The following is a 15,533-nucleotide window of genomic DNA, read 5'->3' as shown; positions in this document are numbered from 1 at the left end:
TAAAATAGAAGAGAGTATGAAGAAGTATTGGTTATCATTCGCATCAGTCCTGATGATTGTAGTAGGACTGCTCAGAGGCATGGGAGGCGTCACCCTTCTGACACACGGGGACAAATTGGACTTGGGGCTGCCCGTCACCGCTTCGCCTGCCGAGTTGAAAACAGCGGCTTACAGCCTGATTGCGGTATGCCTACTGCTTGTCATCTCTGCTGTCAGCCTGACGATACGCAGGCTTGTATCGAATTACGCATTCTGCTGGGCAAGCCTCGGGCTCTTCCTGGTAAGCGGCCTTGTCAACGGTTTCCTCCTGTTCGGCCACCCGTTAGGCAGCGGCCAGCTTATCAACTGGGGCGTGAGCTTCGTCATCGGGCTTTGCCTCGTGTTAGGGAAAGATGCCGTCCATCCCAAGTATATTCAGGAATACGAAAAGTAACAACGATCATACGACCATGATTAACGAATTATTGCAACAAACCCTCGCCGCTTCGCGCCAGCTCGTCACGCTGGACGATGCCGCCATCAACCGCATCCTCACAGACACGGCTTCGGCTTTGCTGTCGCGCCGTGCGGAAGTCCTGGCTGCCAACGCCGAAGACTTGCAACGCATGGACCCGGCGAATCCGAAATACGACCGTCTGAAACTGACGGAAGAACGCCTCGCTGGTATTGCCGGAGACATGAAGAACGTCGCCTCGCTACCGTCGCCTCTTGGGAAGCTGTTAAGCGAAACGGTACGCCCGAACGGCATGGTGATCCGGAAAGTGACCGTTCCCTTCGGCGTGATCGGCGTCATCTACGAAGCACGCCCGAACGTCACCTTCGACGTTTTCTCCCTCTGCTTCAAGAGCGGGAATGCCTGCGTGTTGAAAGGCGGTTCGGATGCCGACAGTTCCAACCGCGCCTTAGTGGCGATTATCCATGACGTACTGGCCGGACAAGGCATCGACCCGGCTGTCTGTACGCTCCTGCCGCCCGACCGCGAAGCGACGACCGAATTGTTGAACGCCGTCGGCTTGGTGGACCTTATCATTCCGCGGGGCAGCAGTTCGCTGATCAATTTCGTCCGCGACCATGCCCGCGTGCCGGTCATCGAGACGGGAGCCGGTATCTGCCACACCTATTTCGACAAGGACGGGGACAAAGAGAAAGGGCGCGAGATCGTCAACAATGCCAAGACACGCCGCGTCAGTGTCTGCAACGCCTTGGACTGCCTGATCGTCCATCGTGACCGGTTAGGCGACCTGCCGTATTTGTGCGGCAAACTGTCCGGCAACCACGTGGTTATCTATGCCGACGAACCCGCCTTTGCCGCCCTATCGGGCCACTATCCCGCCGCTTTGCTCCAACCGGCTGCGGCAGACAGCTTCGGCACCGAGTTCTTAGACTACAAAATGGCGGTCCGCACGGTCTCCTCTCTGGATGAAGCCCTGCAACATATCGCCCGCTACAGTTCGAAACACAGTGAAAGCATCGTCAGCGAATCGACGGAAGCCATCCGCCGTTTCCAGCAAATGGTCGATGCCGCCTGCGTCTACGCCAATGTGTCTACGGCTTTCACCGACGGGGCGCAGTTCGGTTTCGGAGCCGAAATCGGCATCAGCACGCAGAAGCTGCACGCCCGCGGTCCGATGGCGTTGCCGGAACTGACGACCTACAAGTACATCATCGAAGGAGACGGACAAATACGAAAGTAATTCCTGATACAGTGTTGGTATTATCATCTGACACTGATAATACAGCTATAACGGTATTGCATAAATCTGAAATCATTGTTTACCTTTGCAGGCAGAACAATTTAAAATGAGACATGATATGAGAAACTTCACTTGTGTACAGGATTTGGGCGACCTCAAGCAGGCGCTCGCCGAGGCTTTCGAGATAAAGAAAGACCGTTACCGGTTTACCGAACTGGGCAAGAACAAGACGTTATTGATGATATTCTTCAACTCCAGCCTCCGCACCCGCCTCTCCACCCAGAAGGCAGCCATGAATTTAGGCATGAACACGATGGTGCTCGACGTGAACCAGGGAGCCTGGAAGCTGGAAACCGAACGAGGCGTGATCATGGATGGCGACAAGCCCGAACATCTCTTAGAAGCGGTTCCGGTGATGGGTTGCTATTGCGACGTGATCGGCGTACGTTCCTTTGCCCGTTTCGAAAGCAAGGAAGACGATTACAACGAAAAGATCCTGAACCAGTTCATCCGGCATTCCGGCCGGCCGGTGTTCAGCATGGAGGCGGCTACCCGCCACCCGTTGCAAAGTTTTGCCGACCTGATCACGATCGAAGAGTATAAGAAGACAGACCGTCCGAAAGTCGTCATGACCTGGGCCCCGCATCCTAAATCACTTCCGCAGGCTGTTCCGAACAGTTTTGCCGAATGGATGAATGCGACGGACTATGAGTTCGTCATCACCCATCCGGAAGGATACGAACTGGACCCGCGCTTCGTTGGCAACGCCCGCGTGGAATACGACCAGAAGAAAGCGTTCGAAGGCGCCGACTTTATCTATGCCAAGAACTGGGCGGCCTATGCCGATCCCAACTACGGCAAGGTTCTCAACATGGACCGCAGTTGGACTGTCGACACGGAAAAGATGGCGCTCACCAACAATGCCTATTTCATGCACTGCCTGCCCGTCCGCCGCAACATGATCGTTACGGATGACGTAATCGAAAGCCCCCAAAGCATCGTGATCCCCGAAGCCGCCAACCGCGAAATATCGGCACAGACAGTATTGAAGAAAATATTGACGGGATTGCAATAGAACGCTTATCACCCGGCGCCCCCGCCAGGCTTTACCGAGTACGACCACCGTAACAGTACGCTTACGAAAGGCGTAACAACTTATTACCCGATAGATTGTTCTATAAGAAACAATAAACACATAAGACATCATGGGATTCAATATCGCTGATACAGGTAAGAAACGGGTCGTTATCATTGGCGGGGGCTTTGGGGGATTAAAGCTTGCCAACAGACTAAAGGGTAGTCATTTCCAAATCGTATTGATTGACAAGAACAACTACCACCAGTTCCCGCCATTACTCTACCAAGTGGCCTCTTCCGGACTCGAATCGAGCTCCATCTCCTTCCCTTTCCGCAAGATTTTCCAGAAGCGGAAAGACTTCTTTTTCCGGCTGGCCGAAGTGAAAGCGGTCGTACGGGAAAAGAACCTGATACTGACCTCTATCGGAGAATTGAAATACGATTACCTGGTAATCGCTTCCGGTACCGTCACGAACTTCTTCGGCAACGAGGTGATCCAAAGCCAGGCATTGCCGATGAAAACCATCGAAGAAGCCCTTATCCTGCGCAACACGCTCCTCTCCAATTTCGAGAAAGCGACGATCTGCACCGATCCGCAGGAGAAACAGGCATTGATGAATGTCGTCATCGTTGGCGGAGGTGCTACGGGTGTCGAAATATCGGGCGTGCTGGCGGAGATGAAACATTTCGTCCTGCCTAAAGATTATCCCGACCTGAAACAGTCGGAGATGAATATTTACCTGGTGGAAGGTTCGCCCCACCTGCTTGCCGCCATGTCGGAAGAGGCGTCGGACAATGCAAAGCGGTTCCTCGAAGGGATGGGCGTCAAAGTCATGCTGCAAAAAAAGGTGGTCGATTACAAAGACGGCAAAGCCATACTGGACGACGGCAACTCCATCGAAACGAAAACAGTCGTCTGGGTTAGCGGCGTAACCGCCACCCGTTTCGAGCAGATCGACCATAAGGAATTAGGTCGGGGCGGACGTATCCTGGTCAATGAATACAACCAACTGCACGGTTCGGGAAATGTATTCGCCATCGGCGATGTCTGCCTACAAACGGAAACCGACTATCCGAACGGCCATCCGCAAGTCGCCCAAGTCGCCATCCAGCAGGGCCTCCTGCTTGCCGACAACCTGAAACGTCTCGAAAGCGGTAAACCGCTGAAACCTTTCCATTACAAAAACCTCGGAACATTGGCAACCATAGGCCGCAACAAAGCGGTAGCCGACCTCCATAAAGTGAAACTGCACGGCTTCATCGCCTGGCTGGTCTGGATGGGCGTGCACCTCCGTTCCATCCTCGGCGTCAAGAACAAGATCATGGTGCTGATCGAATGGGTATGGAGCTATTTCACCTACGACCAGTCCATCCGATTGATCCTGTTCATTCCGAAGAAGGAACGGGATAAACAGGAAGGCTGACAAAACCGGCCTTATAGATTATACGTCAACGTCACCCAAGTCACCTGTGCGTCGCGGTTGCGGATCTGGGTCATTTGCAGATCTTTCGTGTCGACGATCGTTGTCTCTTCGAGACCATTGAAGATGTTGTTGATGCTCAGGTTGGCACGCAACTTACGGTGCATGAAATATTGGGAGATACCGGCATTGACGCTGGAACGATGCTTGATCTTTCCCTGCGGGGTAAGCTGGTCGGAGATGTAAAAGCCATCGAGCTGCAACTCCGTCGTCGGGGTGATGCTGATATTGACAGAGCCTTTGATATCGCCGCAGACAATCGACTTCTTTTCATCATAACCGATCGTACGCCCGTCGATCTCGTCCCGGTAGATATCGCCGGACCAACCGAGAGACAACATACGGACCGGTTGCCAGGTTCCGGACAGTTCAAAACCGAATGTCCGGCTATGGCCGATGTTCTCCTTTGTCCAGATCGTCCCGCTTTCTCCTGCATCTTCTACCCTGTCCATGATCCGGTTCTTCTTATTTCGGTAATATAAGCTCGGCGACAGCCGGAAAACGGAGGTAGCATACGAATAGGCCAACTCGACCGAATGGATCAGTTCGTCTTTCAAATCCGGATTTCCCTTCCAGATATGGGTCGCGTCACTGCGATCGGTAAACACATTCAGGTAACTGCCGTAAGGCCGAATTACGCGTTGCACGTAGCTCAAGGTCAACTCCCCGGATTTATCCGTCTGGTAGCCCAACTTCAAACGGGGAAAGAGATGAAAGCGGGAAGTGCTCTTTACCATCGGGATCTTTTCCTGCACATCATCGGTCTGATAACGCGTATCTATCTTTTGCCAGTTCAGTTCGCCTTGTACGCCCGCTTCGGCATAGAAACCACCCCACTTCTTTTCCAATGCCGCCAGCAACAAGTTCGTACGGCGATTAAAATAATATTCATTTTCCTTCTGCAGGTCGGACTGCCACCCTCCGGTAGCCAGTTTGTTCCCGTAAGCATGATAGCTCTCATCCTTGAAGCGCCCGATATAACCAACATGCAAGCGCCAGTCGTCGGCAAAGAGTTTGCCGTAGAGGACAGACACGTAATAATTATTCTTGTCCTGATTGACATAATAGTTATCCTCGGCAATGATCTTACCCGTTTCCGGCTTCTCGTTCTTGTATTCGTTGCCTTCGTCATACCCGAAATTATTGTAGTTGAACACGACGTCCAGGCGATCCCGGGGATTGTCGAAAGTATGGTTCCAGCGTGCTTCGGCAGCATACGCTTTCTGGCGCTGGTCATTATAACGATGGCGGAACATCACCGGTTGCAGGTTCCCGTCCACCAGCTTATTGTTATGGATCTTCCCGTAACGGCTATAGTCCATCAGGCTGTACAGGCCGTAGACCGTGATCAGGTCGTTTGCCGTCAGGTCATATCCGACACTCAGATCGGCGAGATGCACATCAGGGCGGGCAGACGCATTATTGTTCATGACGGTTGTCCCTCCCTTGTTCGTCGTCGACTTGCTGAACGTACGCTTACGGAACTCCCGGCGATAATTATATTTTCCGACAATATGAAACTTACCCGGATGCAGATTCAGGATCGCACCGGCATTATAACGTTCCTGAAATCCGGCACCCAACGTCAGGATCAGAGGCGAATCAGCAGCCGTATAAACCGCCGACGACAGGTTCAGAATCCCAGCATCCCCATCCGGCACAAGCCCGATGGAAGGAGTCGACGCCATCGACACCCGGTCAAAGAACAACGCCGGAAGCTGGATCAGCATATCCCCGCTATACTCTTCCAGCAAACCATAGGGCACTCCGTTTATCAGCAGGCCGGGATTGCCGGAACCACGGAAAGTGATTCCTCCCTCGATATCCGTAACAACGGAAGGCAGCAAGCGAAAGACATCGGAGGTCGTCCCGGTCAGGCCACTCAGGTTGCCGTCCACCTGCAAGCGTTTCACTTCCCCGCCGGTCAGACCGCCAAAACGTTTTCCCTGGATTTCAACACTCTGCAACGAGACAGTTTTATCTACAGGAACCTGTGCGAAAGCAGACAGACCCAGACATGCAATAACCGGAAGGAGTAATAGCGTTCGTTTCATATACATAAATTACATAGGTTTAAAAACAAAAAAAGTCTGTATGTTACACGCATACAGACTGTCCTCATTACTGATCACTGAATGATTATTCAGCGGGAGCAGCTTCTGTTTCAGCAACCGGAACTTCAACAGCAGTCGAATCACCTTCAGCAACTGTTGCTTCTTCTGTTGTTGCTTCTTCAGCAGGAGCAACAACTTCTTCTACTGTAGCTTCTGTTTCAGTTTCTGCAACTTCAGTGTTTTCTGCTGATTTGTTGCCACAAGATGCGAATGATACAGCTGCGATAACGGCAGCAAATGCAACTAACTTTTTCATTTTGTTTTTTAATTTAAACGGTCTATAATATCTTCTTGTCTTAAAACGATGCAAATGTATGTATTAATCAAACATGTTGTACAACATAATGCACTTTTTTTCAAAATATTTTTCAGACAGACCACAACAAGCTGATTCACAGACCGTATAAATCCACTAATAGTTGCTATACAAGTAACGCTTGATGCTCTTCTTTGGCGTCTTTTCAAATTCCGTCGGATACAATTGCAGGGCGGAAACAGCCTCGTAAGGTGCTAAAAGTTTGTTAAGTTCGATCCGGTTCTGCTCCATGATGATCGGAAGGTCTTCGTGCGAAACCCCTGTACCGTCCACCGTATCGTAATCCGGATAGACAAGTCCTACCAGCTTACCGTTCTTCTCAATTATGATGCTTTCCATTACGAACGGCAAGTTGTTCAGCTTCGATTCGATCTCTTCCGGATAAATATTCTGTCCGCTTGCTCCTAAGATCATAGTCTTGCTACGGCCACGGATATAGATGCGGTTATCGGCGTCGATCGTTCCGAGGTCACCCGTACGCAACCAGCCGTCTTCGGTAAAGACATTGGCAGTCGCCTCTTCGTTCTTATAGTAACCTTTCATCACATTTTCACCGCTCACCTGGATTTCCCCTACCTTATTATACGGATCTTCCGAGTCGATACGCACCTTCATGATCCCTTTCAAGACCTGTCCGCATGATCCAGGCACATATTCGTCATTATGGTCATAGCTGATCAACGGCCCGCATTCCGTCATACCGTAACCGATCGTGAACGGGAATTTGATCTTATAAAGGAAGTTCGTCACCTCTTCATTCATGGCAGCCCCACCCACGATCACTTCACGGAAACGTCCGCCGAACGAGTCGACCAGCTTCTTCCGTATCTGTGCATAGATACGGGAATCCAGCAACGGAATATTCAGCGCCACTTTCATGGTTGTCTTGCTGAGTTGCGGCAAGATCATCTTCTTGTAAATCTTCTCCAGGATCAACGGGACCGTCAGGATCAGGTTCGGCTTCACCTCTTCGAAGGCTTTCAGCAGGATCTTGGGAGAAGGGACTTTCCCTAACAGGTAGACATGCGCCCCGACCGCCATCGGAACCAGGAAATTGAACGCACAACTGTAGGCGTGCGCCAAAGGCAGGAAGCAAAGTTCGCGCTCCCCTCTGTACAATACGCCAAGCTCGATGCCGTACACCACATTCCCGGCCAAATTATTTCCGGTCAGCATGACGCCCTTGCTGAAGCCGGTCGTACCGGAAGTATAGTTGATCTCCACCACCTTGTCGTTATCCAGTTCCGCATATTTGATATCGTCTTTTCCGAAACCGTCCGGGTATTTCTCTTCCATCTTCCCGTCCATCCCTTTCAGCAGCTTCTGGATGTTTTCACCATCCCGCTGGTGCAGACAACGGAAATCGGACAGCGAAAAGACGCCTCGCACATCCTCGATCATTTCCTCTTCCAGCGTATCCCAGATACGGTCGCTGACAAAAAGAAAAACAGATTCGGAATGATTGATAATATGATGCACATCGTTCGGACTGAAGTCTTGCAGGATAGGCACGATAATCGCCCCATAGGTCACAGCGGCCATATAGACAATACACCAGCGGGCACTGTCTTTCCCGATCAGAGCAATCTTATCTCCCCTCCGTATCTGGCATTCTTCAAACAGGATGTGGATACGGGCAATCTCTTTAGCCACGTCCGCAAAAGAAAAAGTCGTCCCTTTGCTGTAATCCGTCAAGGCAGGCAGTTCCCAGTTCTTCTTGAAACTGTCCTCGTATATCTTGATAAAATTCTCTTGTATCATATTGCACACTGTATTATAATTTGCGCAAAAATACAGACTATCCGACAAATACACAACAGATAGCCAGAGTTTAACCTACAGCACGACAATTACCAAAGGTTTGACAAACTAATTTTTTCCCTATCTTTGGCAACCGAATAAACGGATGTGACATGAAGAACTGGAAAGTATTTATAATAATATGTATGTTGGGATACACCCGTATATGTGCACAGGGGATAGGAACGACCGACTCCCTGTCCTGCCATCCGCTCACTCACGAGGTCGGCATCGACTTCCGCCCCGTCTACCTCATCCCCACCAATGAGTTCTTTGCAGGCGACAACGCATCGCAGCACCCCTTGCGCAAGTCCGTATCGGCACACCTGAAATACTCCTTCCGGTTTCATCCGGAATCGCGTAATGGGAAATTATACCCCCACACGTACCAAGGGATCGGTGTCTCCTACCATTCTTTCTTTGACAAGGCCGAGATCGGGACTCCGGTTTCGATATACGCCTTCCAGGGGTCGCGCATAGCCCGACTCTCCCCCCGCCTGTCGCTGGACTACGAATGGAACTTCGGGGCTTCCTTCGGATGGGAGAAATATCATCCGGAAACCAACGCCTACAATTATGTCGTGGGGTCGAAGATCAATGCTTATATCAATTTGGGATTCCTGCTGGACTGGCAACTGGCGACGGGATGGCGGCTGACGGCAGGCATCGACCTGAGCCATTTCTCCAACGGGAACACCCAGTACCCCAATGCAGGCGTCAATACCGTCGGAGGCAGGATAGGCTTGGTGCACACCTTCGGAGAAAATGCCGGGGCGGTGATGTCCGGCAGGCCGACCACCCAGCACATCCAACCGCACATCAGCTATGATATCGTCTTATACGGCGCCTCGAAACGGAAAGGGGTCATCAAGCCCGATGAATCTTACCTCGCTCCCGGATCGTTCGGCGTATTGGGATTCAATTTCAATCCCATGTACAACTTCCACAAATATTTCCGTGCCGGGGCATCGCTCGACGTGCAATTTGACGAAAGTGCGAACCTCAAGGAACACGAAGCCGATTATACCTACGAAGCCGAACACCGGTTTTACCGTCCGCCGTTCAAGGAACAACTGGCTATCGGGCTATCCGCACGGGGCGAACTGGTCATGCCGATCTTCACGATCAACGTAGGCATAGGCTACAACGTTTACCACAAATGCACCGACACGCAAGGAATGTACCAAATCCTGGCGTTGAAGACATCCGTCACCCGCAACCTATTCCTGCACGTAGGCTACCAATTGAGCAAATTCAAAGATCCCAACAACTTGATGTTAGGGATAGGCTACCGGTTCCACAATAAACGATAAGAATATGCTATGTCCAAACATTTTCGCTAAATTTGCGCGATAATTAAATGACAATGATTGATAAGACTGTTTTTGAGAATAAGATAGCCGCATACTACACCTTAGGATGCAAGTTGAACTTCGCCGAAACTTCGACCATAGGGAAAGTCCTTGCCGAACAGGGCGTACGCAAAGCGCGTCCGGGTGAAAAGGCCGATATTTGCGTTGTCAACACCTGCTCTGTGACAGAACTTGCCGACAAGAAATGCCGCCAGGCGATCCGCCGGATCAGCAAGCAGCATGCGGGAGCGTTCATCGTCGTGACCGGCTGCTACGCCCAGTTGAAGCCGGAAGAGGTTTCGCACATCGAAGGGGTCGACCTCGTGTTGGGCGCCGAGCAGAAGCTGGACATACTCATGTATTTAGACGATCTGAAAAAGAAAGAAGAGGGAGGCGCCGTCATCGCTTCCCAAACGAAAGATATCCGCACCTTCTCCCCTTCCTGTTCGGCGGACGACCGTACGCGCCATTTCCTGAAAGTGCAGGACGGATGCGATTATTTCTGTTCCTATTGCACCATCCCGTTCGCCCGCGGACGTAGCCGCAACGGGACGATCGCCAGCATGGTGAAGCAGGCCGAAGAGGTTGCCGCCGGTGGAGGAAAAGAGATCGTGCTGACAGGCGTCAACATCGGCGACTTCGGGAAGAGCACCGGGGAGACGTTTATCGACCTGATCCGCGCCCTCGACGAGGTGGAAGGGATCGTACGTTACCGCATCTCCTCCATCGAACCCAACCTGATCACGGACGAAGCGATCGATTTCGTGGCACGGAGCAAACGTTTCGCCCCTCATTTCCATATCCCGTTGCAAAGCGGGAGCGACGAGGTGCTGAAACTGATGCGCCGCCGTTACGACACGGCCCTGTTCCGGCATAAGATCGAAAAGATCAAGGAGGTCATGCCACACGCCTTTATCGGCGTCGATGTGATCGTCGGTACGCGAGGCGAGACGGATACCTGTTTCGAGGAGGCCCGCACCTTTATCGAAAGCCTGGACATCAGCCAGCTGCATGTGTTCAGCTATTCGGAACGGCCGGGTACGCAGGCGCTCAAGATCGACCACGTCGTCGACCCGAAGACCAAGCATACCCGTAGCCAGCAATTGCTGGACATATCCGACCGCAAGCTCCAAGCTTTCTATGAAGCGCATATCGGGCAAAAAGCCGATGTTTTGTTTGAACAAACCCGCAAAGGAGGCATGATGCACGGCTTCACGGAGAATTATATCAAGGTAGAGATCCCGTACGACCACTCGTTGGTCAACGAAACCCGGCAGGTCATACTGGAAGGTTGGAACGAGGACAAAACGGCGTTAGTAGTAAAGATTATAGAATATGTGGAATAAAATACAATATGCGCTTATCTATAGCTGGGTAAAGGTTCATGCCTTATTGCCGATGTGGGCGCTTTATATATTATCGGATATCCTCTATGGGCTGGTCTATAAGGTCGCCAGATACAGGGTGAAGGTCGTCAGGCAAAACATGAAAGCCTCTTTCCCCGATAAATCGGAGACGGAGTTGCGCCGGCTGGAACGCGAGTTCTACCACCATTTCACCGACTACGTGGTCGAGACGATCAAGCTCGCCCACATCTCCCTCGAAGAGTTGCAACGCCGGGCTTTCCTGAAAAACCCCGAACTGGTAGACAAGCTGATGGAGAAAGGGCACACCTGTTTCATCCTCCTGATGGGACATTACGGCAACTGGGAATGGTTTTCCGGCTCGACCTCCCGTTTCAAGGACTCCCGCATCTACCAGATATACCGCCCCCTCAACAACCAGGCTTTCGACCGCCTGTTCATCAACCTGCGCACGAAATTCGGCTCCTTCGGGATCAAAAAACAAGACACCGTGCGCGATGTCATCACCCTGAAGAAAAACAAAACCCGTTGTGTCGTGATCTTTATCGCCGACCAGACGCCGAGCCGTAACAACCTGCACTACTGGACGAACTTCCTGAACCAGGATTCCTCCATCCTGACCGGCCCCGAACGCCTGGCCCGCAAACTGGATTTGCCTGTCATCTTCCTCGACACGAAGCAAGTGAAACGCGGCTACTATACCGTAGACATGAAACTGGTGACCGAGACTCCCAAAGAGACTCCCGAAAACTGGATCACCGAACAATATGCCCGCCTGATGGAAAAATGCATCCTTCGCAATCCGGCCGGCTGGCTTTGGACGCATAAGAGATGGAAACATAAGAGAGTTGACAATGCATAATTGACAATCGACAATTAGCAACAACATCAAAAAAGAAGGTACGATATGGAAACAAACACGAATCGTCAATTCAAACGTCTTGCCGTCGTTATCCTGAACTGGAACGGCCGGGCGCTGATGGAGGAGTTCCTGCCCTCCGTCGTCGCTTACACGCCCGGCGAACGGGCGGATGTAATCGTTGCCGACAACGGCTCAACGGACGATTCCATCGAGATGCTGAAGACAAAGTTCCCGACGGTCGGCATCATCCGGCTGGATAAGAACTACGGCTTTGCCGAGGGATATAACCAGGCATTGAAGCATATCGGACACGAATACACGGTCCTGCTCAACAGCGATGTCGAAGTCACTCCGGGATGGCTGGATGCCCCCGTCGCCGCGATGGATGCCGACAGGAGCATAGCCGGGGTCCAGCCCAAGATACGCGCCCAACGGAACAAGGAATATTTCGAGTATGCCGGAGCGGCAGGGGGATATATGGACCGGTACGGCTATCCGTATTGCCGCGGACGCGTCCTGCATGTCGTCGAGAAAGACGCCGGACAATATGACACGCCTGCCGACCTTCTCTGGGCCACGGGCGCCTGCCTGTTCGTCCGTACGGCCACTTACAAAGAGGTGGGCGGCCTCGATGCCGGGTTCTTTGCCCACCAGGAAGAGATCGATATGTGCTGGCGGCTACGTTCGCGCGGCTACCGGCTGGTCTGTACGCCGTCGTCGGTCGTGTACCACGTGGGAGGCGCGACGCTGAATGTCGAGAGTCCGCGCAAGACGTTCCTCAACTTCCGTAACAACCTGCTGATGCTATATAAGAATTTGCCGGAAAAGGATTTGAAGCACGTGATGCGTGCACGTTTCTGGCTGGACTATATTGCCGCAGCCAAGTTTCTGCTGACCGGCCATTCCCCGAACGCCCGCGCCGTGTATGAGGCCCGGAAGGCGTTCCACGAGCTAAAACCGTCTTACGAACCGGTCCGCCGTGAGAATCTCGCCAAAACAAAACTTTCCGACATTCCGGAGTTGCGAAAAGGAAGCCTGATCTTAGCGTTCTATTTACAGGGGAAAAAGAGATTTACGGAACTATGAACAGAGAGAATTTTGCAGGCAAACGGACAAGTACGGACAGATACAAAAACAACATTTTACAGGTTCGAGTGTTGCAAAATGTCGATCATGATCGGCTTGAAACCGCTCACGAAACACTCCACGGCGATCACCATCAGGATCAATCCCATCAGGCGCATCATGACGTTATTGCCCGTCTCGCCCATGTAGCGGTTCAGACGGGTGGAGGCGCGGAGGATCAGGTAGGTGATGAAATAGATCAAGCCGATCGTCCCGATCAGGATGCACTTCTTTGCCAATGTCACGGCATCGTCCATCAGCATCAGGGCATTGGCGATCGCACCGGGACCGCAAAGCATCGGGATGGCAAGGGGCGTAATGGAAATATCGTTCACATACGTCTTCACCTCCTCTTCTTTCAGCTTGGCTTTCGCATAGCGTGCCTGCAACATGTCGAAGCCGATCGTGAAGATGATGATGCCGCCCGCAATGCGGAACCCGTTGGTCGAAATACCGAAGAACTTGAACAGGAACTGGCCGGAGAACGTGAAAACCATCAACGTCATAAACGACACGATCGTGGCGCGGCGGACAATGACACGGCGCTGCTCCTCACTCATGCCATTCGTCATGGTCAGGAAGACAGGCATCGTGCCCAACGGATTCGTCAACGTAAAGAACGAGGTAAAGCATAATAGAAAGAAAGGCAACAATGATTCCATGATAATACTATATTTAAATTATTTTATTCTTCTCCCACCAAATAAGCAGACACGAGCCAATGGTTCAGCTTGTCCCCGTCTGTCCCGGCGGCTTCGGGAATGCCGGCCGTGAAGGTATGCGCTTAGTATCTGGTAAGCTCTTTAAGCAACTGCTTCTGCCCGGAAGCCCTGTCGCCATGCACGCACGGGCCTGTCACACAACCGCCTTCGCAGGCCATCACCTCGATGAATTGTCCCGGAGCCTTGCCCGTCTTGGCGTAGGCACGTAGCAGGGCGACGTTCTTCTTCGTCAGGTTGGCCACCTGGATCGTATTCAAGCTGGCATCCTGGTCTTCTTTCAAGTAGACCTTCACCGCATTGATCACACCGCCTGCTTGCGCAAATCCATGCGCCTCACGTACGGAGTTACGCAAGACGGAGAACGGCTGCGCCTCCTCGATCTTGATCTCCATACCGGCCAGCACGGAACCGACCTCTTCGAACGTGAGCGTGAAGTCCACACACGGGTCCATCTTCACCTCTTTCCGCTTCGCCACGCACGGGCCGACGAACACGATCTTGGCATCCGGATATTTCTCCTTCACGATCCGGGCGGTGTAGTACATCGGCGAACCGGTAGTCGAAATATATTTCTTCAAGTCCGGGATATGCTTCTCGGCAAGCTGGATATAGGAAGGACAACAACTGGTCGTCATGAAGGGCTGGCCTTCCGCCAACTTTTCCTTCAGCTCTTCGGCTTCACGGCGGGTCGTCTCCATCGCACCTTGCGCCACCTCGACGACTTCGAGGAAGCCCAGCGACTTGATGGCGCCGTAGACCTTCTCGACCGGAGCCGAAAACTGGGCCAGGATGGACGGGGCGACAATGGCCACCATCGGTTCCTTGTTGCGCAGGCGTTGCAGGATATCGAACACCTGCGATATCTCGAAGATCGCTCCGAAAGGACAGGCGTTCACGCATTTGCCGCAATAGATACATTTGGACTCGTCGATATGTTCCACCCCGTACTCGTCCTTGCTGATCGCCTTCACCGGACAGACCTCCTCGCAAGGGATCGGGATATACACGATGGCATGATAGGGGCAGTTCTGGTGGCATTTGCCGCAACTGATGCAGGTGTCGTGGTCGATCTCCGCCTGCCCGTTCTTCTTGAAGCGGATCGCGTCTTTCGGGCAGTTCATGTAGCAACTGCGTGCTACGCAGCCACGGCAAAGGTTCGTAATCTCATAGTTCACCTGCACGCAGGACGAACAGGCTTCATCCACCACGCACATCAGGTTCTCCTTCTTGTTTTCCGAACGGAGCAGGGCTTGTTTGGCATATTCGGACAGAGGGGTCAGCTCGTCCACCTCGTCCTGCATATCGAATCCGAGCAACGGCAATGTCTTGTATTTCCACACGGCCCGCTCCTTGTGCACACAGCAACGGCCGATGACCTTAGACTTACGGGGACTCAACTCGATAGGCAACCGGTCTATCTCTTCGAGCAGACGGTTTTCCTTCCAAAGTTTCACTAACTTCGCCAGCAATCCGTGGCGGACAATCATTACGTTGTTGGTAAATGCCATGGTGAATTATATTATTTGTGCTTTATATGGCACAAAGATACATCGCATAGCCCCTCTCGCAAAAAAACGAGGCCTACTAAGCAGTGAATATTTGTTAAACTATGCTTTGCCTCATACA

Annotated in this window: 13 protein-coding genes; 8 read left to right on the top strand and 5 right to left on the bottom strand. The window is 52.2% G+C overall.

What is annotated here, in order from left to right; translation table 11 throughout:
* Positions 1 to 16: 16 nt before the first annotated feature.
* The 4 genes from ACW6QF_RS16390 (at position 17) to ACW6QF_RS16375 (ending at position 4,195) form a co-directional block, all read left to right on the top strand.
* Positions 17 to 433, top strand: a complete 417-nt coding sequence (locus ACW6QF_RS16390) for a hypothetical protein (protein ID WP_456088595.1) — start codon at positions 17 to 19, stop codon at positions 431 to 433.
* Positions 434 to 449: 16 nt separating this feature from the next.
* A complete protein-coding gene (locus tag ACW6QF_RS16385) occupies positions 450 to 1,694 on the top strand; it encodes a glutamate-5-semialdehyde dehydrogenase (RefSeq protein ID WP_456088594.1) in 1,245 nt (414 codons plus the stop codon).
* A gap of 118 nt (positions 1,695 to 1,812) precedes the next feature.
* A complete protein-coding gene (locus tag ACW6QF_RS16380) occupies positions 1,813 to 2,769 on the top strand; it encodes an acetylornithine carbamoyltransferase (protein ID WP_456088593.1) in 957 nt (318 codons plus the stop codon).
* Between the two features lie 130 nt (positions 2,770 to 2,899).
* Complete coding sequence (locus ACW6QF_RS16375; protein WP_456088592.1) at positions 2,900 to 4,195, top strand: NAD(P)/FAD-dependent oxidoreductase; 1,296 nt, start codon at positions 2,900 to 2,902, stop codon at positions 4,193 to 4,195.
* A gap of 11 nt (positions 4,196 to 4,206) precedes the next feature.
* On the opposite strand, the gene ACW6QF_RS16370 is transcribed toward ACW6QF_RS16375, so the two are convergent.
* The 3 genes from ACW6QF_RS16370 to ACW6QF_RS16360 all read right to left on the bottom strand — a co-directional run bounded on the left by ACW6QF_RS16370 (position 4,207) and on the right by ACW6QF_RS16360 (position 8,443).
* The gene (locus tag ACW6QF_RS16370; protein ID WP_456088591.1) at positions 4,207 to 6,306 is read right to left on the bottom strand and encodes an outer membrane beta-barrel family protein; all 2,100 of its coding nucleotides are present in this window, start codon (positions 6,304 to 6,306) and stop codon (positions 4,207 to 4,209) included.
* Between the two features lie 85 nt (positions 6,307 to 6,391).
* Positions 6,392 to 6,622, bottom strand: coding sequence for a hypothetical protein (locus tag ACW6QF_RS16365; protein WP_456088590.1), 231 nt, complete (start codon positions 6,620 to 6,622; stop codon positions 6,392 to 6,394).
* 156 nt (positions 6,623 to 6,778) lie between these two features.
* Positions 6,779 to 8,443: an AMP-binding protein gene (locus ACW6QF_RS16360; protein WP_456088589.1), complete on the bottom strand. Its 1,665-nt coding sequence runs from the start codon at positions 8,441 to 8,443 to the stop codon at positions 6,779 to 6,781.
* A gap of 152 nt (positions 8,444 to 8,595) precedes the next feature.
* On the opposite strand from ACW6QF_RS16360, the gene ACW6QF_RS16355 reads away from it, so the two are divergent.
* The 4 genes from ACW6QF_RS16355 to ACW6QF_RS16340 are packed head-to-tail and all read left to right on the top strand — an operon-like array spanning position 8,596 to position 13,146.
* Complete coding sequence (locus ACW6QF_RS16355) at positions 8,596 to 9,795, top strand: acyloxyacyl hydrolase (protein WP_456088588.1); 1,200 nt, start codon at positions 8,596 to 8,598, stop codon at positions 9,793 to 9,795.
* Positions 9,796 to 9,848: 53 nt separating this feature from the next.
* Positions 9,849 to 11,180, top strand: a complete 1,332-nt coding sequence (mtaB, locus tag ACW6QF_RS16350; RefSeq protein ID WP_456088587.1) for a tRNA (N(6)-L-threonylcarbamoyladenosine(37)-C(2))-methylthiotransferase MtaB — start codon at positions 9,849 to 9,851, stop codon at positions 11,178 to 11,180.
* Positions 11,170 to 12,060 carry a lysophospholipid acyltransferase family protein gene (locus ACW6QF_RS16345; protein ID WP_298547481.1) on the top strand — a complete coding sequence of 297 codons (891 nt, stop codon included), beginning with the start codon at positions 11,170 to 11,172 and terminating at the stop codon, positions 12,058 to 12,060. Before mtaB ends, ACW6QF_RS16345 begins: the two co-directional genes overlap by 11 nt.
* Positions 12,061 to 12,105: 45 nt before the next feature.
* Positions 12,106 to 13,146, top strand: a complete 1,041-nt coding sequence (locus tag ACW6QF_RS16340; protein WP_456088586.1) for a glycosyltransferase family 2 protein — start codon at positions 12,106 to 12,108, stop codon at positions 13,144 to 13,146.
* A 56-nt stretch (positions 13,147 to 13,202) separates the two neighbouring features.
* Here ACW6QF_RS16340 and ACW6QF_RS16335 read toward each other — a convergent pair whose 3' ends face one another.
* Both ACW6QF_RS16335 and ACW6QF_RS16330 read right to left on the bottom strand, forming a co-directional pair.
* Positions 13,203 to 13,847: a MarC family protein gene (locus ACW6QF_RS16335; RefSeq protein ID WP_298547485.1), complete on the bottom strand. Its 645-nt coding sequence runs from the start codon at positions 13,845 to 13,847 to the stop codon at positions 13,203 to 13,205.
* Positions 13,848 to 13,969: 122 nt separating this feature from the next.
* A complete protein-coding gene (locus tag ACW6QF_RS16330; RefSeq protein ID WP_298547486.1) occupies positions 13,970 to 15,415 on the bottom strand; it encodes a monomeric [FeFe] hydrogenase in 1,446 nt (481 codons plus the stop codon).
* Positions 15,416 to 15,533: the final 118 nt, after the last annotated feature.

This window comes from Parabacteroides sp. (assembly GCF_977054455.1).
The sequence above is the reverse complement of the archived record's forward strand: the minus strand, read 5'-3'. Positions and strand labels throughout refer to the sequence as shown.